The following is a 24,886-nucleotide window of genomic DNA, read 5'->3' as shown; positions in this document are numbered from 1 at the left end:
CCATGCCGTCGCGGGCGAACTGCCCGGCGGCACAGAGTTCTTCGACAACCCCGACTCGCTCGTCAACACATGGGTCGCGGCCAACCCGGGCGACTCCCGGCAGCCGCGCATCGCCTCACGGATCGCCGGCCGGCCACAGACCCTCTGGTTCTCCCGGTACTCCCCCGCCACCGTCACCGAGGACGTCCGTAAGGTCACCTCCACCGCTCCGCCAAGGGCCAGCTCCCCGTCCTGGTCACCTATCGGATCCCCCACCGCGACTGCGGCGGCGCCTCCCACGCGTACGGGATGGCGGGCTAGCCGGCCCCGGGAAGCGGTCGTGGCCCTTCGGCTCCGGCTCCGGAGCGAAAGGGCCACGGGACAGCGGCCGGGAAGCCGTCAGCCCATATGCACCGGCAGCGACTTCACGTCCTGCGCGCCCGGCTCCCGCGCGGGGCGCGGTGCGTTCATCAGGAGCGCCACGAGGACCGCCGCCCCCGCGAGGATCGTGGACGACCAGACGAAGCCGTCCGAAAAGCCCTCGACCAGACCGGCCTTGGCCGTCTGCGGCGTCATCCGGTGGGCGTGCGCGGCCATGTAGTCGGAGGTCGTGCTGGTGGCGATGGTGTTGAGCAGTGCCGTACCGATCGAACCGCCGATCTGCTGCGCGGTGTTGACGGTCGCGGAGGCGACACCCGCGTCCTGCTCCTGGACCCCGTGGGTCGCGTAGTTCATCGAGGGCGCCATCACCAGGCCCATGCCGAAGCCGACGAGGATCTCGGCCGGCAGTACGCCCGCCGCGTACGAGCTGTCGACGTCCAGGGGGATCAGCAGCGCCACACCGGTGGCCGCGATGAGCAGACCGGGCGCCACCAGGAGCCGCGGCGGCACCTTGGGGATGAGGCGTGAGGCGAGGCCGCCCGCGCCGGCCAGCACCGACGCGGTCATCGGCAGGAAGGCCACACCGGTGACCAGCGCCGAGTACCCCTTGACGATCTGCATGTAGTACGTGAGGAACAGGAACATCGCGAACATGCCGACCACCGAGAGGCCGACCGCCAGATAGGCGCTGCCCCGGGTGCGGTCCGCGATGACGCGCAGCGGCAGCAGCGGCCGGGCGACACTCCGCTCGACCATGACGAAGGCGAGGAGCAGCACCGCGCCCAGGACGAGCAGACCGATCACCAGCCGGGAGTCCCAGCCCTCGGACTCGGCCTCACTGCATCCGTAGACCACCGCTACCAGACCGGTCACGGCCAGCAGCACTCCGGGGATGTCGAAGCGGGCGCGGCCTTCGGAGCGGGTGTCGCGCGGCAGCACGGACCAGCCGAAGGCGGCTATCGCGGCGATCGGCACATTGACGTACAGGCACCAGCGCCAGTCGAGGTACTCGGTCAGCAGCCCGCCCACGACCAGGCCGATCGCACCGCCGCCCGCGGCGATGGCGCCGTAGATCCCGAACGCCTTGGCGCGCTCACGCGCCTCGGTGAAGCTCACGGTGAGCAGGGACAGCGCCGAGGGGGCGAGCAGCGCGGCGAATCCGCCCTGCAGGGCACGGGCCGAGAGCAGCACCTCGAAGCCGGAGGCCGCGCCGCCGAGCGCGGAGGCTCCGGCGAAGCCGAACAGACCGATGAGGAAGGCGCGCCTACGGCCGGTGTAGTCGGCGATCCGGCCGCCGAGGAGCAGCAGACTGCCGAACGCCAGGGTGTAGGCGGTGATGACCCACTGGCGGTCGCCGTTGGAGATGCCGAGGTCCTTCTGGGCCGACGGCAGGGCGATGTTCACGATGGTGATGTCGAGGACGATCATCAGCTGGGCCAGGCCGATGAAGAGGAGGGCGAGCCAGCGTCGAGAGTTGGCCTCGGGCTGGGTACCGGAGCGCTGGGACATGATGGTGCCTTTCTCGGGGCCGTACACGGGGGACGTCAGTCGGTCTCGACGGGGGGAGCGTTGCCGATCACTCGCTTCCTGAGGCGCTTGAACGCGGTGGCGTCCATGGCGGGGCCGGTGAGCAGAGTGTTGGGCCGGGTGGAGCCGGCGGGACGCAGCCCGTCCACGTACAGATCGAGCTGGCGGTGGGCGAGGGCCTCGTCGTCCGGGAACCCGCCACCGCCGGGCAGCGGCCGCGACAGCCGCATGATCATCAGCGTGATGTCGCCGAAGACGACATCGAGCCGGACCAGGCCGTCCGCCTGGGCGCAGACGAGCAGCGCGTCGATCGGGTCCACGGCATCGCCGCGTACGTCGTCGAGGATCTCGTCGAGGCTGATCCGGCCCAGCAGCGAGGGCATCACCGAGCCGATCTTGAGATCGAGGGCGCTGTGCATAAAGCGGCGCAGCGCGTCGAGGGCGTCGCCTTCGGCGGCGATGGCCTGGTTCGCGGCCTCGACCAGCGCGGTGAGGACCTCGACGGCCACGCCCCGGAAGAGGTCGGCGCGCTGCGGAAAGCGCCGGTAGAGGGTGGCGATGCCGACTCCGGCGCGCCGGGCGATCTCGTCGAGCGGGGCGTCCGGCCCCTCGTCGACGAAGACCTCACGGGCGGCTCGCAGGATCCGCTCGCGGTTGCGCCGCGCGTCGGCGCGCATACGGGGCGACGGGGGCTCGTCAGCGGCTGTGTCAGCGGACACGGGGGCTCCTGGAAAACGACGTGCTATGTGGAGAATTTTTCTCCACATAGCTCAGAGCGTAGCGAGCCCGCCCGCATTATTCAACACGTGATGAAAAGAATCAGGAACCCCCTCGGTCCCTCCCTCGGACATCGGCCGGCCGAGTGAGCCGAAGGGGCGCGCCGCCGTCGAAAGGGAGAGCGCGCGGAGGCCCTCGGGCTCCCATCCGGTATGCGGAGGCCCCTCGGCGAGTGAGCCGAAGGGGCGCGCCGCTGTCGTAAGGGAGAGCGCGCGGAGGCCCCGAGGAACGAGGGGCCGAGCACGGTCGACCGTCGACAGTGGCTTGAGCGCCCCGGAGGCGAACCGAGCCTCAAAAAAGGGGGGCCCGGCCCACGCCGAAGCGGGGGCCGGGCCCAGTGCGTCCGTACGACAGCCGGATCAGACCAGATTGACCGACCGGGCCGAGGTGGCGCCGATCTCCTCGGCGATCTCGGTGAGCACGGGCTGCGGAATCGTGTCATCCACGGTCAGCGCCACCAGAGCCGCGCCGCCCGCCGCCGCACGCGAGACCTGCATGCCCGCGATGTTGATGCCCGCCTCGCCCAGGATGCGGCCGAGCGTGCCGACCACGCCCGGGCGGTCGGTGTAGCGGAGGAAGGCCATGTGGTCGGCGAGCGCCAGATCGACGTCGTACTCACCGACCGCGACGATCTTCTGAAGGTGCTTGGGACCGGCCAGGGTGCCGGAGATCGAGACCTCTTCCCCGTCGGCCAGGGTGCCGCGCACGGTGACGACATTGCGGTGCTCCGTGGACTCCGAGCTGGTGGTCAGCCGCACCTCGACACCGCGCTCCTGCGCGAACAGCGGGGCGTTCACATACGAGACGGTCTCGTCGACGATGTCCTCGAAGACACCCTTGAGCGCCGAGAGCTCCAGCACCTTGACATCGTGCTGGGTGATCTCGCCGTACACCTCGACGTCGAGCCGGACCGCGACCTCGCCCGCGAGCGCGGTGAAGATCCGGCCGAGCCGCTCGGCCAGCGGCAGCCCGGGACGTACGTCCTCGGCGATGACACCGCCCTGCACATTCACCGCGTCCGGCACCAGCTCGCCGGCCAGCGCGAGCCGCACCGAGCGGGCGACCGCGATGCCCGCCTTCTCCTGGGCCTCACCGGTGGAGGCGCCCAGGTGCGGGGTGACGACCACATTGTCGAACTCGAACAGCGGGGAGTCGGTGCACGGCTCCTTGGAGAAGACGTCCAGACCGGCGGCGGCGACCCGGCCCTCCTTGAGCGCCGCGGCCAGCGCCTGCTCGTCCACGATGCCGCCGCGGGCCGCGTTGACGATCCGGACCTCCGGCTTGACCTTGCGCAGCGCCTCGTCGCCGATCAGGCCGACCGTCTCGGGGGTCCTGGGGAGGTGGACCGTGATGAAGTCCGAGACCTCGAGCAGCTCGTCCAGCGAGAGCAGCTTGACGCCCATCTGGGCGGCGCGCGCGGGCTGTACATACGGGTCGTACGCGACGATCTTCATCCCGAACGCGGACATCCGCTGGGCCACCAGGACGCCGATGCGGCCGAGGCCCACGACGCCCAGGGTCTTCTCGCTGAGCTCCACGCCGGTGTACTTGCTGCGCTTCCACTCGCCGTTCTTCAGCGCGGCGTTGGCCTGGGGGATATTGCGGGCCGTGGCCACCAGCAGACCGCAGGCGAGCTCGGCGGCGGTGACGATGTTGGACGTCGGCGCGTTGACGACCATGACGCCCGCCTTGGTGGCGGCGGAGACATCCACATTGTCCAGGCCGACGCCCGCGCGAGCGACCACCTTCAGCTTCTTCGCCGCGGCGATGGCCTCGGCGTCTACCTTCGTCGCGCTGCGGACGAGGATCGCGTCCACATCGGCGAGGGCGGGGAGCAGCTCGGCTCGGTCCGCGCCGTTGCAGCTCCGGATCTCGAAGTCCGGGCCCAGGGCGTCGACGGTGGCCGGCGACAGCTCTTCGGCGATGAGTACGACGGGTTTACCCGTGGAAGCAGTGCTCACGTGGTCTTCAGTCCTCACTAGTCCTCAGCGGACGGCCGTCCCGACGGCCGCTGGCGGTGAAGGGGTCAGCCGCGTGGAAGACGCACGACGCTGTGAGCCTGACGCGCTTGTTGCAGATGAGTGTAGTGGCGGTCGGGCGTGCGTATTGCGCCAATGCGGCAGGATCACCCGCACGTGGTGTGACACGGTGGACACCGCCAACCGGGTGTGGCGAGGGTTCAGGGAACCCCCGCCACAGCCGGGGCACGGCCGCCCGCGCCACCAGGCGCTTACGCCTCGTCGTCGACCCAGCTCATGAGCTTGCGCAGCTCCTTGCCGGTGGTCTCCAGCAGGTGGTTCTCGTCCGCCTTCTTCAGCTCGTTGTACTTCGGCAGACCGGCGTTGTACTCCGCCATCCAGTTCTTGGCGAAGGTGCCGTCCTGGATCTCGCCGAGGATCTTCTTCATCTCGGCCTTGGTGGACTCGTTGATGATCCGCGGACCGGAGACGTAGTCGCCCCACTCGGCGGTCTCGGAGATCGACCAGCGCATCTTCTCCAGGCCGCCCTCGTACATCAGGTCCACGATCAGCTTCAGCTCGTGGAGGCACTCGAAGTACGCGATCTCCGGCTGGTAACCGGCCTCGGTCAGGGTCTCGAACCCGGCCTTGACCAGCGCCGCGGTGCCGCCGCACAGGACCGCCTGCTCACCGAAGAGGTCGGTCTCGGTCTCCTCGGTGAAGGTGGTCTTGATGACGCCGGCGCGGGTGCCGCCGATGCCCTTGGCGTACGACAGGGCGAGCGGGAAGGCGTTGCCGGTGGCGTCCTGCTCGACGGCCGCGATGCACGGCACGCCGCGGCCCTCCTCGTACTGGCGGCGGACCAGGTGGCCCGGACCCTTGGGGGCGACCATGCAGACGTCCACATGGGCCGGGGGCTTGATGAAGTCGAAGCGGATGTTGAGGCCGTGGCCGAAGAACAGCGCGTCGCCGTCCTTCAGGTTGTCCTTCACGGACTCCTCGTAGACCTTGGCCTGGATCGGGTCCGGAACCAGGATCATGATCACGTCCGCCTCGGCGGCCGCCTCGGCCGGGGTGACGACACGCAGGCCCTGCTCCTCGGCCTTGGCCTTGGACTTCGAGCCCTCGTGCAGGCCGACCCGGACGTCGACGCCCGAGTCGCGCAGCGACAGCGCATGGGCATGACCCTGGCTGCCATAGCCGAGGATTGCGACCTTACGGCCCTGGATGATGGACAGGTCTGCGTCGTCGTCGTAGAACAGCTCGGCCACTTCGGGAATCTCCTAGCGTGTGGGTTGTGCTTCCCACCGTATGACGGGCGGGCGGGTGAAGGTTTCGGGGTCTCGCCATGCGGTCCGGCGCGTGTCTCGCGCCGCCGCAGGCAGGGGGTACCTCCCAGCGGTCAGCTGGGGGGAGGGTCAGGCGGACCGGTCGAGTGCGCGCAGGCTCCGGTCGGTGATGGAGCGGGCACCGCGCCCTATGGCGATGGTGCCGGACTGCACCAGCTCCTTGATGCCATACGGTTCCAGCATCTTGAGCATGGCTTCGAGCTTGTCGCTGCCGCCGGTGGCCTCGATGGTCACGGCCTCCGGGGAGACGTCCACGGTCTTGGCCCGGAACAGCTGGACGATCTCGACGATCTGGGAGCGGGTCGCGTTGTCGGCGCGGACCTTCACCAGGATGAGCTCCCGCTGGATCGCCGCGCCGTCCTCCAGCTCGACGATCTTCAGGACGTTGACGAGCTTGTTGAGCTGCTTGGTGACCTGCTCCAGGGGCAGCTCCTCGACATTGACCACGATGGTGATCCGGGAGATGTCGGGGTGCTCGGTGACGCCGACGGCGAGCGAGTCGATGTTGAAGCCTCGGCGGGAGAACAGGGCGGCGATCCGGGCGAGGATGCCGGGGGTGTTCTCCACCAGGACGGAGAGCGTGTGCTTGGACATGGGCTCGGTCTCTCTTCTCTCTCGGTCCTGGCCTCAGTCGTCTTCGCTGTCGCCGAAGTCCGGGCGGGTGTCGCGTGCCGCCAGGATCTCGTCGTTGGAGGTGCCGGCCGCGACCATCGGCCAGACCATGGCGTCCTCATGGACGATGAAGTCCACGACGACCGGCCGGTCGTTGATCGAGTTGGCCTTCTCGATGATGGCGTCGAGGTCGGCCGGGTCCTCGCAGCGCAGCCCCACGCAGCCCATGGCCTCCGAGAGCTTCACGAAGTCGGGGACGCGGGTGCCCGCGTTCGGCTGGGTCCCCTGCGCGTCGGGGCCGGAGTGCAGCACGGTGTTGGAGTAGCGCTGGTTGTAGAAGAGGGTCTGCCACTGGCGGACCATGCCCAGGGCGCCGTTGTTGATGATCGCGACCTTGATCGGGATGTTGTTCAGCGCGCAGGTGGCCAGCTCCTGATTGGTCATCTGGAAGCAGCCGTCGCCGTCGATCGCCCAGACCGTCCGGCCGGCCACGCCGGCCTTGGCGCCCATGGCGGCCGGGACGGCGTAGCCCATGGTGCCGGCGCCGCCCGAGTTCAGCCAGGTGGCGGGGGTCTCGTACTCGATGAAGTGGGCGGCCCACATCTGGTGCTGGCCGACGCCTGCCGCGAAGATGGTGCCCTCCGGCGCCAGCTGCCCGATCCGCTGGATGACCTGCTGCGGGGAGAGGCTGCCGTCCTCGGGCTGGTCATAGCCGAGCGGGTAGGTCTCGCGCCACCGGCCCAGGTCCTCCCACCAGTCGGTGTAGTCGCCGACCTGGCCCGCTTCGTGCTCGGCCTGGACCGCGACGACCAGATCCGCGATGACCTCGCGGGCGTCACCGACGATCGGCACATCGGCGGCACGGTTCTTGCCGATCTCGGCCGGGTCGATGTCCGCGTGCACGATCTTGGCGTGCGGAGCGAAGGAGTCCAGCTTGCCGGTGACCCGGTCGTCGAAGCGCGCGCCCAGCGCCACGATCAGATCCGCCTTCTGGAGGGCGGTGACGGCGGCGACGGTGCCGTGCATGCCCGGCATGCCGAGGTGGAGACGGTGGCTGTCGGGAAAGGCACCGAGCGCCATGAGGGTGGTGGTGACCGGCGCCCCGGTCAGCTCGGCCAGGACCTTCAGCTCCGCGGTGGCCTGCGCCTTGAGGACGCCGCCGCCCACGTACAGCACCGGGCGCTCGGCCTGGGTGAGCAGGCGGGCGGCCTCGCGGATCTGCTTGGCGTGCGGCTTGGTGACCGGGCGGTAGCCCGGGAGGTCGGTCTGCGGCGGCCACGAGAAGGTGGTCCTGGCCTGGAGGGCGTCCTTGGCGATGTCGACCAGGACCGGGCCGGGGCGGCCGGTGGCGGCGATATGGAACGCCTCGGCGATCGTCCGCGGGATGTCCTCGGCCTTGGTGACCAGGAAATTGTGCTTGGTGATCGGCATCGTGATGCCGCAGATGTCCGCCTCCTGGAAGGCGTCCGTACCGATCGCCTTGGAGGCCACCTGACCGGTGATCGCGACGATCGGGACCGAGTCCATATGGGCGTCGGCGATCGGGGTGACCAGGTTGGTGGCACCGGGACCCGAGGTCGCCATGCAGACCCCGACCTTGCCCGTGGCCTGTGCGTAACCGGTGGCGGCGTGGCCCGCGCCCTGCTCATGGCGGACGAGCACATGCCGGACCTTCGAGGAGTCCATCATCGGGTCGTACGCGGGGAGGATCGCGCCGCCGGGAATGCCGAACACGGTGTCGGCGCCCACCTCCTCGAGCGAGCGGATGAGGGACTGCGCGCCCGTGACGTGCTCGACGGGGGCGGACTGCGGTCCGCCGTTACGGGGCCGAGGCTGGGGATGGTGGGCCCCGGTGGCCTGCTCGGTCATCGGCATTCTCTTCTCGAAGATGAGGTTCTGTGCGGGAGGGAGAGGGCGGTGCACAAGGCGTCAGTGCAACAAAAAACCCCTCGTGCCAGGAGGCAAGCGAGGGGAGCGCGCCGGTGAGGGTCCGCAGGGCTTCATGGAGACCCTGCTCAGCCGACGCGCTGTCCAATTACGAGAATTCGGGTGCGCATGGCTCTGACCCTCCCCCCGGCGCATGTCGAGTGTCAAGTGGGTGGGACAGGCGTCTCAGTATTTGAGCGGGTCGGTGGATGGGTATGCGGCTCCGTACGGCGCGGTCCATGGGTGCCGCCGTGCCCGCCGTAGCGGGCCGGGAGCGCGCTCCCGACCAGCACCGGTGCGTCCGAGCGCGGCACCGGATAGCCACCGCGGGCCAGGGCCCGGCGCAGCCGGTGCTCATCCAGCGGCCCGCTGAAGGCCATCCCCTGGGCATGGGTGCAGCCCATACCGCGCAGGGTGACGATCTGCTCGGGGAGGTCGACCCCCTCCGCGATGGACTGCATGCCGAGATCACCCGCGATCCGCAGCAGCCCCGCGGTGATCTTGTGGAGCCGGGATGACTCGACAACCCCCTCGACCAGCCCGGGGTCCAGCTTCAGCACATCGATGGGAAGCCTGCGCAGCGACCTGATCGCGGCATAGCCGCTGCCGAAGCCGTCGAGGGCGATACGCACCCCCAGACGGCGCAGCGCGCCGAGCCGGTGCTCCAGCTCGTCGAGCGGCACCCGTGGATCACTGTCGGTCAGCTCCAGGATCAGCGCGCCGGACGGCAGCCCGTGCCGGGCGAGCAGGGTCTCGACGGCCTTGGGCGGCATGGACTTGTCCACCAGGCGGCTGGCGGGCAGGCGTACGCATACGGGCACGGGGTGCCCGTCCCGGCGGCGCTGGGCGGCCTGTTCGACGGCCGCCTCCAGCATCCAGCGGGCCAGCTCGGCGGTGCGGGCCGTGTCCTCGCCGCCGCCACGGCCGTTGTCCGCGACCCGGAGGAACTCGGCTGGGGTGAACAGGATGCCCTGGGCCGAGCGCCAGCGGGCCTGCGCCGCGACCGCCGTAATACGGCCGCTCGCGAGCTCCACGACGGGCTGGTGCAGCAGCACGAACTCACCGTCGTGCAGGGCGGCGCGCAGCCTCGTCGCGACCTCGGCGCGACGGGCCACCTCCGCCTGCATCTGCGGTGCGTAGAGCTCGACACGGTTCTTGCCCGCGGCCTTGGCGCGGTACATCGCCAGATCCGCGTTGCGCATCAGGGCGCCGGGGCTGATACCGGGCTCGGCGAAGGCGACGCCGATGCTGGCGGCCACCCGCACCTCGGTGCCACCCTCGACCCGGTAGGGCTGGGAGAGCCTGACCCGCAGCCGGTCGGCGATGTCCATGATGCGGCACTCACGGGCGCCGGAGTCCCCGTCGCCGTCGCCGACGATCAGGGCGGCGAACTCATCACCCCCGAGCCGGGCCGCGCAGTCGCCCGACCCGGACCGCACGGACTCCTGTAGCCGGCGGGCGGCCTGGACCAACAGCTCGTCGCCCGCCTGGTGGCCGACCGTGTCATTGACGGCCTTGAACCCGTCGAGGTCGATGAAGAGCACGGCGGTGCCCGCGTCGGTACGGCGCCGGCCACCGACCGCGTGCCGGACCCGCTTGGTGAACAGGGCGCGGTTGGGCAGGTCGGTGAGCGGGTCGTGCTCGGCGTTGTGCTGGAGCTGGGCCTGGAGCCGCACCCGCTCGGTGACATCGCGGCTGTTGAAGATCAGCCCGCCCTGGTGACGGTTGATCGTCGACTCCACGTTGAGCCAGTCGCCGGAGCCGGAACGGAAGCGGCACTCGATGCGCGTAGTGGGCTCCTCCCCCGGCGAGGCGGCCAGGAACCGGCGGACCTCGTGGACGACCGGCCCGAGGTCCTCGGGGTGAATGAGGGAGGCCAGCTCGGATCCCTCCAACTCGTCCGCGTCGCGGCCGTAGACGCCGGAGGCGGCCGGGCTGACGTACCGAAGGATCCCGGTGGGCGCGGCGATCATGATCACATCGCTGGAGCTCTGCACCAAGGAGCGGAAGTAGCTCTCCTTGTGCGCCAGCTCCTGGGTGAGCGCGATGTTGTCCATCAGCATGATGGCCTGGCGGACGACGAGGGCGAGCACGACCGCGCACGCGGTGAAGAGCACCACGCCGTCGATCGGCCGGCCGTCCATCACGTTGAACAGGATCCCCAGGGTGCAGACGGCGGCGGCGAGATACGGCGCGAGCGCGCCGAGCGACCCCGCGATGGGGCGGCTCGGCTGCATGGAACGGCGTACCGGCGGCGGGGTCTCGGCGGCCTCACGCCGGGCCACCCACGGGGCGTACGCCAGCAGCATCGAACCGGCGAACCACCCGGCGTCCAGAATCTGCCCCGAGCGGTAGTGCTCGCGCAGCAGCGGCGAGGTGAACAGCGCGTCGCACAGCACGGTCAGCGCGAAGGCGGCGATCGCCGTGTTGATCGCGGAGCGGTTGGCGGACGAGCGCCGGAAGTGCAGCACGATCACCATGCTGACCAGCACGATGTCCAGCAGCGGATAGGCGAGCGAGAAGGCCCTGCGGGCCACTGACTCGCCGTGGCCGCCGAACTGGCCGGTGTGCGCGAGCGCGAGGCTCCAGGACAGGGTCACCAGCGATCCGGCGATCAGCCAGGCGTCCAGCCCCAGGCAGATCCACCGCGCCCGGGTCGTCGGGCGCTTGGCGAGCACCAGCATGCCGACGATGGCGGGCGGGGCGAAGAGCAGGAAGCAGAAGTCGGCGGGCGAGGGGGACGGCACGGTGCGGCCGAGCACCACCTCGTACCAGCCCCATACGCCGTTCCCCAGCGCCGCCATGGCGGAGGAGGCCGCGAACAGCAGCCAGGCCGGGCGCATCCGCCCCGCGTGCCTGCGGCCGTGCCACAGACAGGACGCGGCGGCGGCGAGGGCCGCGGCGCTCAGACCGAAGTCACCCATACAGACGGCCAGTTCGGGCGATCCCCAGCCGAGGACCGCGCCCGCCGCATAACCGCCGCAGACCAGGGCCAGGACCACTTGCGGCAGCAGCCCCGCCCCGCCGCCGGACACCGACGGCCGGGCGAGCACCGCTCCGGTGGCACTCACTGGACGTCCATCCACTGCGCGGAGGACCACGTCCGCCCCGGGAGCCGTATCCCCGAGGGCCTCATCGAGTCGGAGAGCCTCGCGGCTGCGCGGAAATGTCGCGGTCGACGCCTGAGCTGCGTCGGGTCGTTGGTCCATCGGCCATACATCGCCCGTCGCCCCCCTCGAGTTCCGGTCCATCGCTGACGCCGTCAGGTCAGTGGCGCAGCCCCCGCTCGGGACGATACACCAGACTGGTCACTCAGGGACATAGGTCATCTACGTACCGTAACCGACTACGCCGTTGTATATACGGAGTGGAGTCATTCGGTGCCTGTATGTGGTGCCAGAGGCATGTCTACCCCGTCGTCGCGACGAGATGTCGCAGCGACTCGCCGTTCGTGAAACGGGTCAGCTGGTCGCGCAACAGCCGCTTGGCGCGCGGCAGGAACGCCGACGAGGGACCGCCCACATGCGGGGTGATGAGCACCCCTGGAGCGTGCCACAGCGGATGCCCGGCGGGCAGTGGTTCGGGGTCGGTCACATCCAGCGCGGCGCGCAGCCGGCCCGTCTCCACCTCGGCGAGCAGCGCCTTAGTGTCCACCACCGGGCCGCGCGCGACGTTCACCAGCAGGGCCCCGTCCTTCATGCTCGCGAGGAAGTCGGCCCCGGCCAGCCCGCGGGTGGTCTCGGTGAGCGGCGTGACGAGCACCACCACATCCGCGTCCGGAAGCAGTCGGGGCAGTTCGTCGATCGGATGCACCAGGCCGCGCTCGGTCGTGCGCGGGGAGCGCGCGACGCGCGCCACCCGCTCGCACTCAAACGGCACAAGCCGGTCCTCGATCGCGCTGCCGATCGCCCCGTACCCGACGATCAGGACGGACTTGTCGGCGAGCGCCGGACGGAAGCCGGAGCGCCACTCCTCGGCGTCCTGGCCGCGGACGAAGTCCGGGACGCCGCGCAGCGAGGCGAGGATGAGGGTCAGGGCCAACTCGGCGGTGCTCGCGTCGTGCACCCCGCGCGCGTTGCACAGCCGCACGCCGGGCGCGAGGTCCGCGAGTGCGGGCTTCATATGGTCTATGCCGGCGGTGAGGGTCTGCACGACCCGCAGGTTCGTCATCGCGGACAGCGGACGGACACACACCTCCACGCTCTTCATGTACGGAACGCAGTAGAACACGCAGCGGGCGGGGTCGGTGGGGAAGCCGGGACCGCCGTCCCAGTGGGCGTATTCGAGGTCGCCGGGGAGGCCGTCGATCTCCTCGGGCGGGATGGGCAGCCACACCAGGGGACGCTCTCCGGCTGAGCCGTGAGACGAATCGTGGTGCCGGAACGTATCGCCGTGATCTGCACTCATGCCAGGAGGCTATGCGATCACGGGCCCTCGGCAGAGGTTAGTTTGGTGCGAGGGAACGGGAGGGGTCAGGCCAGGTGGAGCGCAGGACAATCGGAGCGGCGGCGCTCGAGGTGGGCGCGATCGGCCTTGGGTGCATGCCCATGAGCTGGGCATACACCGCTTCACAGCGCAGCGGCGAGAACTCGGTGCGCGCCGTGCACGCCGCGCTCGACTCGGGCGCGAGCCTGCTGGACACCGCCGATATGTATGGGCCCTTCACCAATGAGCTGCTCGTGGGGCGGGTGCTCAAGGAGCGGCGGGCGGACGCCTTCGTCTCCACCAAGTGCGGGCTGCTGGTCGGTGAGCAGCACATCGTGGCCAATGGGCGGCCCGGCTATGTGAAGCGGGCGTGCGACGCCTCGCTGCGGCGGCTGCAGACCGATGTGATCGATCTCTACCAGCTGCACCGGGCCGATCCGGAGGTGCCCATAGAGGAGACCTGGGGCGCGATGGCCGAGCTGGTCGCGGCCGGAAAGGTACGGGCGCTGGGGCTGTGCGCCGTGGGGGCGCGGGCGCAGCGGCGGGCGGGCGCCGGGATGCACGACGCGACAGTGCGCCAACTGGAGCGGGTGCAGCAGGTGTTTCCGGTCAGCTGTGTGCAGGCGGAGCTGTCGGTGTGGTCGCCCGAGGCGCTGGAGGCGCTGGTGCCGTGGTGTGCCTCACGCGGGGTCGGCTTCCTGGCGGCGATGCCGCTCGGCAATGGCTTTCTGAGCGGGACGCTGACTCCGGGTCAGGGCTTCGAACCGGAGGACATGCGTGCCCGGCATCCGCGTTTCACGGCCGAGATGATGGCGGCGAACCAGCCGATCGTGGCCGGTCTGCGGCGGGTGGCCCGGCGGCACGGGGAGAGGGTGACGGCGGCGCAGGTGGCGCTGGCGTGGCTGCTGGCGCAGGGGCCGCATGTGGTGCCCGTGCCGGGGACGAAGCGGGAGCGGTGGGCGGTGGAGAACTGCGCGGCGGCCGGGGTGATGCTGACCCGCGAGGACCTCGCGGAGATCGCGGAGCTGCCGCCGGCGCGGGGGTCGTGGGACTAGGCCCTGCGATGCGGTTCAACCGGGCCCTATCGGGTCGGGGGCCCGATACGAGGGAGGGAACCGGGCGGAGGGCCGCGGTGTATAAGAATCAGTGTCGTGCCGCGGCACATGTGCCCATCGAGAGGAATCCGACCGTGCGACGTCCTCGCCTCACCCCCGTCCTCGCCGCCGCTGCCACCCTGTTGCTCGTGGCGGGCTGCTCGTCCGACGGCGACAGCATCGTGAACCCCGGCGCCCGGACGCCCTCCCCCGGAAAGTCGGGGTCCGGGGGCATCTCCCCCTCGCCGGGCGCCCCCTCCGCCACCGCCTCGGCGGCGCCCAGAAAGGGCGCGGCGAAGGTGGTGCGCACGCTCACCACGAAGCTGAACTCGCCGTGGGGGCTGGCTCCGCTCCCCGGCGGGGATCTGCTGGTGTCCTCGCGGGACACCGGGAAGATCTTCAAGATCTCGGCGGACACCGGGAAGAAGACCGAGCTGGGGTCCGTCCCCGGGGTCTCCCCGGCGGGTGAGGGCGGTTTGCTGGGGCTGGCGGTCTCCTCCGACTTCGGCTCGGACCACATGGTGTACGCGTACTTCACCACGGATTCGGACAATCGCATCGCCCGGATGATGTACGACGACAAGCGCCCGGCGGGCGATCAGTTGGGCGCGCCGGACACGATCCTCAAGGGCATCCCCAAGGGCACCATCCACAACGGCGGCCGGATCGCCTTCGGGCCGGACAAGATGCTCTACGCGGGCACGGGTGAGGGCGGTGACCGCGGGCTCGCCCAGGACAGGGACTCCCTCGGCGGCAAGATCCTGCGGATGACTCCGGACGGTGAGCCCGCGCACGGCAATCCGGACGCCGATTCGGTGGTCTATTCCTACGGCCACCGCAATGTGCAGGGTCTGGCCTGGGACACGGACAAGCGGCTGTGGGCGTCCGAGTTCGGCCAGGACACCTGGGACGAGCTCAATCTGGTGGAGCCGGGCAAGAACTACGGCTGGCCGGAAGTCGAGGGCAGGGCCGGGAAGAAGGGTTTCGTCGATCCGGTCGAGCAGTGGAGGCCCAAGGACGCCTCGCCGAGCGGTATCGCGTTCGCCAAGGGCTCGATCTGGATGGCGGCGCTGCGCGGGGAGCGGCTGTGGCGGATTCCGCTGAAGGGCGAGCGGCCGGTGGCCGAGCCGCAGTCGTTCCTGGCCGGGAAGTACGGGCGGCTGCGCAGTGTGGTGGTGGCGGACGGCGGGGGGCTGTGGGTGACGACGAGCAATACGGACGGGCGCGGTGAGCCGGGGAAGGAGGACGACCGCATTCTGCGGGTCGACATCCGCTGAGGGAGGGCCGACCGGGCCGACGTCGGGGCCGGTTCCGCCGCCGCGTTCGCCGGAGATGTCATGGAGCGCCCGTTCTGCGTGCGGTCTGCCTACACTGGCACGAGCCGCATGCCCCAGGGGGTCGCCTTGTTCAACCTCATCGAGGAACTGTTCGCGCCCGGCCGCAAGCACACCGACGAAGAGCGCAACCGGCTGGAGGTCACGCTGGACGAGGTGGGCAGCAACGACCCGGGGAAGGGCCCCATAGACCTGGAATCCGGCCATGTGGTGATCCGCCCCCGCGAAGGCGGCTGACCCGGTCCGCCGGCACGCCCCGCACCCCGGCACCGCACCGTCAAGCGCGCCTCCACCCGGTCAGCGCGCCACCGCGGCGCCGTCAGCGCGCCACCGCGCCATCCGCCAGACCGTCCACCAGCCGCAGACGGTGGGCCACCGCCGCCGCCTCCACCCGGCCCGAGACGCCCAACTTGGCCAGGATGTTGGAGACATGGACGCTCGCCGTCTTCGGCGAGATGAAGAGCTCCTCGGCGATCTGCCGATTGCTGCGGCCCGCGGCGACCAGCCGCAGCACATCGCGCTCCCGGGGGGTCAGACCCAGCTCCTCGGCCGGGTCGGCGGCTTCAGGAGCCGGGGCCGGGGAGCCGGGCGCCATGGGGAGCGCCGGGGTGCCGGGCGCGGGGGCGGTCAGCGCGGCGCCGGTCCCGGTCGGAGCCAGGGGCAGCCGGGCGCGCCGCGCCAGCAGCTCGAGCTCCTCGCGCAGCGGGCGCGCGCCCAGCCGCTCGGCCACGGTGTATGCCTGGGCCATCAGCTCGGCTGATCGCTCGCGCCCGGCCGGGTCCGCCGCGCCGGGACCCGAGACGAGCAGCGCCTCGGCCCAGCGGTGGCGGGCGCGGGTCAGCGGGTACGGGCGGTCCAGTGCCGCGAAGGCGGCCGTGGCCTCGGCCCAGCGGTCGGGTCGGTTCTGCCCCTCGGCGCGCAGCAGTTCGGCGTGGAGCAGCGCGGCGTAGGCCCGCCAGACCGGCACGGGCTGCGGCAGCCGCTTGGCGGCCGCCCGGATGCGGTCCAGCACCTCGCCCCGGCCGGGCTCGGCCGTGGGCAGGCCGCGGGCGGCCGATTCGGCCGCGGCCGCCGCGTAGAGCAGCGGCCAGGCGTAGCGCTGCATCCCGGGCGGGAAACCGGCCTCCAGGGCCTGGTCCAGCACGGACCGGACGTCCAGGATCCGGCCGCGCGCCGCCGCGAGTTCGATGGCGTACCCCGCGAGCTGGAGGGTGTACTGGGGCTCGGAGTTATGGCTGCCGTAGTGCTCCCGGGCCGTGGCCAGTTCGCGCTCCGCGGTGCGCCAGTCGCCGCGCGCCAGCGCGAGCTCGGCGAGCCGCGTGGAGGCGGTGCCGCGCGGCTTGATGCCCAGGGCGAGTCGCCGAGTCGTCAAGGCCGCCTCCTCCGACTCGGCCCAGCGGCCCAGGGAGAACAGCGACTCGCACTGGTTCCCGTACACCCACGCCCGGGAGTCGACCAGACCGAAGCGGTCCAGCACCCGGGCGCCCTCCTCGGCGACCTCCACCGCATCGCCCGACCGGCCCACCCCCTCCAGCGCGGAAGCGAGATTGACGTAGCAGCGGCCCAGCACGCTGATGTCGCCGAGTGCCACGGCCCGCGCGCAGACCTCCCGCATCTCGGCCAGCCCGCGCTCGATGTCGCCGGAGTCACCGGTGAAGTAGCCCAAGGTCAGCCGGGCGTGCAGCTCCGTGCTCTCGGCGCCGACCATCCGGGCCAGCTCCACCGCCCGCTCGGCGACTTCGAGGCCGTGCGGGCCGGGCCGATGGGTCATCGTCCAGCCCGCCACCTGCGCCAGGACCTCCGCGTGCACGGCGGACGGCGGCAGCCCGCGCACCAGTTCCTGGGCGCGCCCCAGTTCCTTCCAGCCGTCGCCCCGCGCCAGGCCCTCCACCAGCTTGGCCTTCTGGGTCCAGAACCAGGCGGCCCGCAGCGGGTCGTCGCCGCTCTTGTCCAGTGTCCGCAGCGCCCGCTTGCTGACGGTCAGCGCCCGCTCCCGCTGCCCGGACATATGCGCGGCCACCACCACCTCGGCGAGCAGGTCGAGATGGCGCAGCGCCTCGTCCTCGCAGCCGCACGCGGGGTACACCTCGGCGTAGTCGACGGGGCGCTGCGCCTCGCGTATCTCCTTGGGCACGTCCTCCCACAGCTCCATGGCGCGCTCGAGCAGCCGCAGCTGCTCGGCGTGGGCGTACCGCCGCCGCGCCTCGACGGACGCCTGGAGCACGGCGGGCAGGGCCTTGGCGGGGTCGTGGGCGTGATACCAGTAGCTGGCGAGCCGGGCGGCCCGCTCATCGGCCCGCACCAGCGCGGGCTCGGCCTCGAGCGTCTCGGCGAAGCGCCGGTTGAGCCGGGAGCGCTCACCGGGCAGCAGATCGTCGACGACGGCCTCGCGCACCAGGGCGTGCCGGAAGCGGTAGCCGCTGTCGTCGGCCGTGGGGCGCAGGATGTTGGCGCCGACGGCGGAGCGCAGCGCGTCGATCAGATCGTCCTCGCCGAGCCGGGCGACCGCGCGCAGCAGGTCGTACTCGACGGCGGAGCCGCCCTCGGCGAGGATCCGCACCACCCGCTGGGCCTCCTCGGGCAGCGCCTCGACCCGCACGAGCAGCAGATCGCGCAGCGATTCGCTGAGGCCGCTGCTGCAGCCCTCGTTGATGGAGCGGGCGATCTCCTCGACGAAGAAGGCGTTGCCGTCGCTGCGCTTGAAGATCCGGTCGACCAGCTCGCGCGCGGGCTCGGCCCCGTTGATCCCGGCGATCTGCGCACGCACTTCGCCCCGGGTGAAGCGGGACAGCTCGATGCGGGAGACCTCGCGCATCCGGTCGGTCTCGGCGAGGAAGGGGCGCAGCGGATGGCGGCGGTGGATGTCGTCGGAGCGGTAGGTGGCGATGACCAGCAGCCGGGCGCTGAGCAGGGAGCGGAAGAGATAGCCGAGCAGCTCGCGGGTGGAGCGGTCGGCCCAGTGCAGATCCTCGATGACGACGACGAGGGTGCGCTCGGCGGCCAGCCGCTCCAGCAGCCGGACGGTGAGCTCGAAGAGCCGGGCCCGGCCGTCCCCGTCGTGGGACGCGCGGGCGGTCTCGCCCAGCTCGGGCAGCAGCCGGGCCAGCTCGCCCTCCTGCCCGGCGGCGGCCCCGTCCAGCTCGGGGCCGAGCTTGCGGCGCAGCGAGCGCAGCACGGTGGAGACGGGCGCGAACGGCAGTCCGTCGGCGCCGATTTCCACACAGCCGCCGACGGCGGCGACGGCCCCGCCGGCGACCGCCGCGGCCAGGAACTCGTCGACGAGCCGGGTCTTGCCGACCCCGGCCTCCCCGCCGACCAGCAGCACCTGCGGCTCGCCCGCGGTGGCGCGGGCGAGCGCGTGGGTGAGGGTGGCCAGTTCCTCGGTGCGGCCGACGAACACCGGGCTGACAGACGTCGTGTGCACGTCGTTGAGCATCGCACAGGGGTCCGACAACCGGGCACCGCTTGCGGAGAGCGGAACGGGCAGCACGGCGCCGCCGTCGTCAGGCGGCCGTATCGTACGACCGCGGTGAGCGATGGCCGTCGCGCCACCGCCGCAGCTTCACCCGCCCTCCGGACGCGTGCGCCGCGGACCGGCCGTCCTCGTCGCCCCGTGCCTCGCGGACCAGCCGGTGGTGCTCGGCCTGACGCAGCAGTTCGGCCTCGCGGATGCGGTGCAGCTCGTAGTGGAACATCGTGATCTCCCTGGTGACGGAGGGGTTGTCGATGCGTCCACTGTCGTCGCCAAGGGGGGCCCGGCACATCGGGAGGCTGCCTGATCTTCGCTCGTCCTGAGGCCTTAGGCCGCGGGGCCGGAGGGCTGAGGAGCCTTAGGGAGATGCCTTAGGGCACGGGCGACCGTGCCGTATCCGGCTCGGCGTCCGGGCTCGCCGCGGGCTCGGATCCGGCCGTGTGCCCTCGCGGCAGGGGCAGCGGCACCGGTTCCGCCTCGATGCTGATCCGCGGCAGCCGGCGCTCGAGCCAGCCCGGCAGCCACCAGTTGGCGCGGCCGAGCAGATGCATCAGGGCGGGGACCAGCAGCGTACGGAGGACGAAGGCGTCCAGGGCGACGGCGGCGGCCAGCCCGATGCCGAACATCGCGATGATCCGGTCGCCGCTGAGCACGAACGCCGAGAAGACAGCGATCATGATGACGGCGGCGGAGTTGATGACTTGGCTGGTCTCGGCGAGGCCGACCCGGACCGCGATCCGGTTGTCGCCGGTGCGCTGCCACTCCTCGTACATCCGGCTGATCAGGAAGACCTGGTAGTCCATGGAGAGTCCGAAGAGCACCGACACCATGATCACCGGTAGGAAGGGTTCGATCGGGCCCGCTCTGCCGAGCCCCAGCAGCTCGCTCCCCCACCCCCATTGGAAGATCGCGACGACCACACCGAAGGACGACGCGACGGCGGCCACATTCATGGCCGCGGCCTTGACCGGGATGCCGATGCTGCGGAACGCGAGCAGCAGCAGGACACAGCCGAGGCCCACCACCACCCCCACGAACAGCGGCAGTTTGGCGACGATCACCGCGGCGAAGTCGTCGTAGCCCGCGGTCAGCCCGCCGACATACACCCGCAGCGAGCTGCCCTCCTCGGCCGCGGGCAGGACGTCGGCGCGCAGCCTCCCAACGAGTTCGGAGGTGGCCCGCGACTGCGGGGCGGTCGTGGGGACGACCGTGATGACGCCGGTGTCGCCACCGCCGCCGAGATCCGCGGCGCTCACCGAGGCGACGCCGTCGGTGGTGCGCAGGGTCCGGGGCAGTTTGGTGAAGGCCATACGGTCGCCGGCTCCGTCGATGCTGCCTATCAGCGTCAGCGGGCCGTTGAAACCTGGTCCGAACCCCTCGGCGAGCAGGTCGTACGCCCGTCTCGTGGTCGAGGTCGAGGGGTTGTTGCCCTGGTCGGAGGTGCCCAGCCGGAGCGAGACGGTGGGCAGGGCGAGGGCCACGACGACGACGGTCGCCGCAGCGGCCAGCAGCCTGGGCCTCCGCTCGACCAGGGCCGCCCAGCAGGCGGCGAGACCATGGGCCGTGCTGGGGCGCGGCCCGTGCTCGGCGAGCCGTCCGCGCTCGCGCCGGCTCAGGGCCTTCATCCCGATCAGGCCGAGCAGCGCGGGGAGCAGGGTGAGGGAGGCGGCGACGGTGAGGGCGACCGTGAGTGCCGCCGCGACCGCCACACCGTTCAGGAAGCTCAGCCGCAGCACGAGCATGCCGAGCAGCGCGAGACAGACGGTCGCGCCCGCGAAGACCACCGCACGGCCCGAGGTGGCCACCGCCCGCTGTGCGGCCTGTTCGACCGGCAGCCCCTGCCGGAGCCCCGTGCGGTGCCGGGTGACGATGAACAGCGCGTAGTCGATGCCGACGCCGAGGCCGATCAGCATGCCGAGCATGGGTGCGAAGTCGGCGACGGTCATGGCGTGGCCCAGCAGCCCGATGCCCGCGTAGGCGGTGCCGACGCCGATGAGCGCGGTGGCGATCGGCAGCAGGGTCGCCGCGAGCGATCCGAAGGCGAGGAAGAGGACGACGGCGGCCACGGCGACGCCGATCGCCTCGCTGAGATGGGCCGATCCGGCCGTCTCGGTGAGCCCGGCGCCCGCGCCGCCCATCTCGACCTTCAGGCCGTCGGCCCCGGTGGCGGCCGAGCGCGCGGTGTCCAGGACCCGGCGCACCTCGGCCTCGCCCAGGTCGGGTGCCGATTCCCGGAAGACGACGGTGGCGTAGGCGGTGTGCTGGTCCGCGCTGATCCGGCTGGTGTCGTCGGTGCCGTACGGACCGGTCACGGAGGCGACGCCGGGCAGCTCCGCGACTTGCCGCAGCGCCGCCGTCATCCGGTGCTCGACGCCCGCGGAGCGTACAGTTCCGGCGCCGTCCGCGGTGTGCCAGACGAGGGTGTCGCTGTCGCCCGCCCGGTCGGGGAATCGTTTCTGCAGGAGGGCCGAGACCTTCGAGGACTCCGTGCCCGGGATGTCGTAGTTGTTCGAGTACGCCGAGCCGGTCACGGCCGCCGCGGCGGCGACCCCGGCGAAGACGGCAAGCCACAGCACGATGACGACGATGCGGCGCCTGAGACACCACCGGGCGAGTGCGGCCATGGTTGCTTTCCGGGTATTGCGCCTGTCTCGCATGGATCCTCGGGGACAGCCGGGCCCGTGACGGCGAGCGCGTGACCTTCTTGTGACCTGTGCACTCTGCCACCCCGAAAAGATCCTTTGTCCCCTTTGTGGGGTTACCCACATCCTTCCCTTTGTGGGGTTACCCACATCCTCCCCGACGGCCCGGCCAGGCACCGACCGGGGGTTCCACACCGGTTTCGACCGGTTACCTGGTCTTCGTCCGGCAACGGAATACAGTGGGCAGAACCGGACCGCCGCCGCATCGAAGGAAAGGGCACCCTCCAGCATGGCCCCCACCGCACCCCGCCCCGCCGACGGTTCGGCGACGGACCGGAGCCCGGCCGGCGGTGCGGCGCCCCGAGAGCGGCGTCTGCGGATCGGGATCGGTGGCATGGCCATCGAGTCCAGCACCTTCTGTCCGCACCGCACCACGTACGACGACTTCCGCGTCACGCGCGGCGATGAGTTGCTGGGCCGCTACGCCTGGACGGGGGACGAGGGCGGGCTCGGCGATCGTGTCGAGTGGGTGCCCCTCGTCCACGCCGAGTCCCTCCCCGGCGGGCCGGTCGAGCGCGATACGTACGACCGGATCAAGGCCGAGCTCATCGAACGGCTACGGCGGGACGGCCCCCTCGACGGGCTCGTCTACGACATTCACGGCGCGATGAGCGTCATCGGCATGGAGGACGCCGAGGGCGATCTGACCGAGGCCGTACGGGAGGCGATCGGGCCCGACGCGCTGATCTCCGCCGCCATGGATCCGCACGGCAATGTCTCCCGACGGTTCGCCGACCGCCTCGATCTGATCACCGCGCACCGCCTCGCCCCGCACGAGGACGCCTGGGAGACCCGCGAGCGCGCCGCCCGCAAGCTCGTGGAGCGGCTCTCCCCCGGCAAGGGGCGTCCGCATGTCGCCTGGGTCCAGATCCCGGTGCTGCTGCCCGGCGAGAGGACCAGCACCCGCCTGGAGCCCGCCAGATCGCTGTACGGGCGGCTGGCCGCCGTGGAGGCGATGGACGGCGTCGTGGACGCGGGGATCTGGGTCGGCTACGCCTGGGCGGACGAGCCGCGCTGCCGGGCGGCGGTGGTCGTGACCGCCGACGACCCCGTCCTCGCGGTCGAGCAGGCCCGTTCCCTCGCCCGCGAGTACTGGGAGGTACGCCGCGACTTCGGCTTCGTCGGCCCCACCGGCAGCGCCGACGAGTGCATCGCCGAGGCCGTCGCCTCCTCCGCCCGCCCCTTTCTGATCAGCGACTCCGGCGACAATCCGACGGCCGGCGGCGCCGGGGACCTCGCCTATGTGCTCGGGCGGCTGCTGGCCAACAAGGACCTGGCCGCCGGCCGCGCCACCGCCCTGCACCCCGGCATCACCGACCCCGCGGCGGTCGCGGAGTGCTTCGCCGCCGGGCTGGGCGCGACGGTGAACCTGCGTGTCGGCGGGCATATCAGCGCGTCGGACCACGGCGGTCCGTACGACCTCACCGGCGAGGTGGTCGCCCTGCGCCGGGACGACCCGGTCGGCGGCGACCTCGCCGCCGTGCGCCGCGGCGGGGTCACGGTGGTCCTGGTCAGCCGCCGCAAGCCGTTCCACACCCTGGCCGACTTCGGCGAACTGGACCCGCGGACGTACGACCTCGTCGTCGTCAAGATCGGCTATCTGGAGCCGGAGCTGTACGAGATGGCGGCGGACTGGCGGCTGGCCCTTACGCCGGGCGGGGTGGACCAGGACCTGCCGCGGCTCGGCCACCACCGGGTGGAGCGGCCGCTGTACCCCTTCGACGACGAGGGGTTCGAGGTCCCGCACCTGGATCCGCTTCTGCTGTGACGGGGGGCTTCGGCCACAACGACGGCGGCGGGGCGTGCCCGAGGCACGCCCCGCCGCCGTACCGACAACCGGTCAGCCCTCGACGCCCAGCTTCTCCAGGATGAGCTCACGCACCCGCGCCGCGTCCGCCTGGCCGCGCGTGGCCTTCATGACCGCGCCGACGAGCGCACCCGCCGCCGCGACCTTGCCGCCGCGGATCTTGTCCGCGATGGCGGCGTTGGCGGCGATCGCCTCGTCGACCGCGGTGCCGAGCGCACCCTCGTCCGAGACGACCTTGAGGCCACGGGCGGCGACGACCGCGTCCGGGTCGCCCTCGCCCGCCAGCACGCCCTCGATGGTCTGGCGCGCCAGCTTGTCGTTGAGCGAGCCCTCCTTGACGAGCGCGCACACCCGCGCGACCTGCGCCGGAGTGATCGGCAGGGCCGCGAGGTCCACGCCCTCCTCGTTGGCGCGACGGGCCAGCTCGCCCATCCACCACTTCCGCGCGGACGCCGCGTCCGCACCCGCGTCGATCGTGGCGGTGATCAGGTCGATCGCGCCCGCGTTGAGGACGGACTGCATCTCGAACCCGGAGATGCCCCACTCCTCGCGCAGCCGGTTGCGCCGCACCCGCGGCAGCTCCGGAAGCCCGGCCCGCAGCTCCTCCACCCAGTCGCGGGACGGGGCGACCGGCACCAGGTCCGGCTCGGGGAAGTAGCGGTAGTCCTCGGCCTCTTCCTTGACCCGGCCGGCCGTCGTGGAGCCGTCCTCCTCGTGGAAGTGCCGGGTCTCCTGGATGATCGTCCCGCCGCTGCTCAGCACCGCGGCATGGCGCTGGATCTCGAAGCGCGCCGCCCGCTCCACCGACCGCAGCGAGTTGACGTTCTTCGTCTCGGAGCGGGTGCCGAACTTGTCGGCGCCGTGCGGGCGCAGCGACAGGTTCACATCGCAGCGCATCTGGCCCATCTCCATGCGCGCCTCGGAGACCCCGAGCGCCTTGATGAGCTCACGCAGCTCGGTGACGTACGCCTTGGCGACCTCCGGGGCCTTCTCCCCGGCCCCGACGATCGGCTTGGTGACGATCTCGATGAGCGGGATGCCGGCCCTGTTGTAGTCGAGAAGGGAGTGCGAGGCGCCCTGGATACGGCCCGTCGCGCCGCCCACATGGGTGGACTTGCCGGTGTCCTCCTCCATATGGGCGCGCTCGATCTCGACCCGGAAGATCTCGCCGTCGACCTCGACGTCCAGATAGCCGTTGAAGGCGATCGGCTCGTCGTACTGCGAGGTCTGGAAGTTCTTCGGCATGTCCGGATAGAAGTAGTTCTTCCGGGCGAAGCGGCACCACTCGGCGATCTCGCAGTTCAGCGCGAGCCCGATCTTGATGGCGGACTCGACGCCGGTCGCGTTGACGACGGGGAGCGAGCCGGGCAGGCCGAGGCAGGTGGGGCAGGTCTGCGAGTTGGGCTCGGCGCCCAGCGTCGTCGAACACCCGCAGAACATCTTGGTCGCGGTGCCGAGCTCGACATGCACCTCGAGCCCCATCACGGGCTCGTAGGCGGCGAGGGCGTCCTCGTACGACACCAGTTCTGTGACGGTCACGGAA

The 24,886-nt window shown here is 71.3% G+C and carries 16 protein-coding genes; 4 read left to right on the top strand and 12 right to left on the bottom strand.

Annotated elements, in window-relative coordinates:
• Positions 1–378: 378 nt before the first annotated feature.
• The 8 genes from ABZS71_RS02370 to ABZS71_RS02335 all read right to left on the bottom strand — a co-directional run bounded on the left by ABZS71_RS02370 (position 379) and on the right by ABZS71_RS02335 (position 12,844).
• Positions 379–1,869: an MFS transporter gene (locus tag ABZS71_RS02370; RefSeq protein WP_356206800.1), complete on the bottom strand. Its 1,491-nt coding sequence runs from the start codon at positions 1,867–1,869 to the stop codon at positions 379–381.
• 35 nt (positions 1,870–1,904) lie between these two features.
• Entirely contained in the window at positions 1,905–2,606 is a 702-nt protein-coding gene (locus ABZS71_RS02365; RefSeq protein WP_356206797.1) for a helix-turn-helix domain-containing protein, read from the bottom strand.
• A 417-nt stretch (positions 2,607–3,023) separates the two neighbouring features.
• The gene (gene serA / locus ABZS71_RS02360) at positions 3,024–4,625 is read right to left on the bottom strand and encodes a phosphoglycerate dehydrogenase (protein WP_355847795.1); all 1,602 of its coding nucleotides are present in this window, start codon (positions 4,623–4,625) and stop codon (positions 3,024–3,026) included.
• Positions 4,626–4,894: 269 nt separating this feature from the next.
• Complete coding sequence (gene ilvC, locus ABZS71_RS02355; RefSeq protein ID WP_355847792.1) at positions 4,895–5,893, bottom strand: ketol-acid reductoisomerase; 999 nt, start codon at positions 5,891–5,893, stop codon at positions 4,895–4,897.
• A gap of 147 nt (positions 5,894–6,040) precedes the next feature.
• Positions 6,041–6,565: an acetolactate synthase small subunit gene (gene ilvN, locus ABZS71_RS02350; protein ID WP_355847789.1), complete on the bottom strand. Its 525-nt coding sequence runs from the start codon at positions 6,563–6,565 to the stop codon at positions 6,041–6,043.
• A gap of 33 nt (positions 6,566–6,598) precedes the next feature.
• Positions 6,599–8,458 (bottom strand): acetolactate synthase large subunit, encoded by a 1,860-nt coding sequence (locus ABZS71_RS02345; protein ID WP_356206793.1) that lies wholly within the window; start codon positions 8,456–8,458, stop codon positions 6,599–6,601.
• 215 nt (positions 8,459–8,673) lie between these two features.
• Positions 8,674–11,580 carry an EAL domain-containing protein gene (locus ABZS71_RS02340; protein WP_356206790.1) on the bottom strand — a complete coding sequence of 969 codons (2,907 nt, stop codon included), beginning with the start codon at positions 11,578–11,580 and terminating at the stop codon, positions 8,674–8,676.
• 337 nt (positions 11,581–11,917) lie between these two features.
• On the bottom strand, positions 11,918–12,844 hold the full coding sequence (locus ABZS71_RS02335; RefSeq protein ID WP_356206880.1) for a 2-hydroxyacid dehydrogenase: 927 nt from the start codon (positions 12,842–12,844) through the stop codon (positions 11,918–11,920).
• Positions 12,845–12,990: 146 nt separating this feature from the next.
• Here ABZS71_RS02335 and ABZS71_RS02330 point away from each other — a divergent pair, with 146 nt between their 5' ends.
• The 3 genes from ABZS71_RS02330 (at position 12,991) to ABZS71_RS02320 (ending at position 15,599) form a co-directional block, all read left to right on the top strand.
• On the top strand, positions 12,991–13,989 hold the full coding sequence (locus ABZS71_RS02330; protein WP_356206788.1) for an aldo/keto reductase: 999 nt from the start codon (positions 12,991–12,993) through the stop codon (positions 13,987–13,989).
• A gap of 134 nt (positions 13,990–14,123) precedes the next feature.
• Positions 14,124–15,305 carry a PQQ-dependent sugar dehydrogenase gene (locus tag ABZS71_RS02325; protein ID WP_356206785.1) on the top strand — a complete coding sequence of 394 codons (1,182 nt, stop codon included), beginning with the start codon at positions 14,124–14,126 and terminating at the stop codon, positions 15,303–15,305.
• 108 nt (positions 15,306–15,413) lie between these two features.
• Positions 15,414–15,599, top strand: a complete 186-nt coding sequence (locus ABZS71_RS02320) for a DUF6191 domain-containing protein (RefSeq protein WP_355847771.1) — start codon at positions 15,414–15,416, stop codon at positions 15,597–15,599.
• Between the two features lie 82 nt (positions 15,600–15,681).
• Here the strand turns inward: ABZS71_RS02320 and ABZS71_RS02315 are convergent, their stop codons facing one another.
• From ABZS71_RS02315 to ABZS71_RS02305, 3 genes are all read right to left on the bottom strand, one after another.
• Entirely contained in the window at positions 15,682–18,798 is a 3,117-nt protein-coding gene (locus ABZS71_RS02315) for an AAA family ATPase (RefSeq protein ID WP_356206782.1), read from the bottom strand.
• 67 nt (positions 18,799–18,865) lie between these two features.
• On the bottom strand, positions 18,866–19,126 hold the full coding sequence (locus tag ABZS71_RS02310; protein ID WP_355847767.1) for a hypothetical protein: 261 nt from the start codon (positions 19,124–19,126) through the stop codon (positions 18,866–18,868).
• 79 nt (positions 19,127–19,205) lie between these two features.
• Positions 19,206–21,458 carry an MMPL family transporter gene (locus tag ABZS71_RS02305; protein ID WP_356206779.1) on the bottom strand — a complete coding sequence of 751 codons (2,253 nt, stop codon included), beginning with the start codon at positions 21,456–21,458 and terminating at the stop codon, positions 19,206–19,208.
• A 391-nt stretch (positions 21,459–21,849) separates the two neighbouring features.
• Between ABZS71_RS02305 and ABZS71_RS02300 the strand changes: the two genes are divergently transcribed.
• The gene (locus ABZS71_RS02300) at positions 21,850–23,304 is read left to right on the top strand and encodes a M81 family metallopeptidase (RefSeq protein ID WP_356206877.1); all 1,455 of its coding nucleotides are present in this window, start codon (positions 21,850–21,852) and stop codon (positions 23,302–23,304) included.
• Positions 23,305–23,376: 72 nt separating this feature from the next.
• Here ABZS71_RS02300 and gatB read toward each other — a convergent pair whose 3' ends face one another.
• On the bottom strand, positions 23,377–24,882 hold the full coding sequence (gatB, locus tag ABZS71_RS02295) for an Asp-tRNA(Asn)/Glu-tRNA(Gln) amidotransferase subunit GatB (protein WP_356206776.1): 1,506 nt from the start codon (positions 24,880–24,882) through the stop codon (positions 23,377–23,379).
• Positions 24,883–24,886: the final 4 nt, after the last annotated feature.

Source organism: Streptomyces sp. NPDC005393 (assembly GCF_040606675.1).
In the GTDB taxonomy this organism is placed as follows: Bacteria; Actinomycetota; Actinomycetes; order Streptomycetales; family Streptomycetaceae; genus Streptomyces.
Note: the sequence above shows the minus strand (reverse complement) of the source record. Positions and strands in the feature narration are given on the sequence as shown.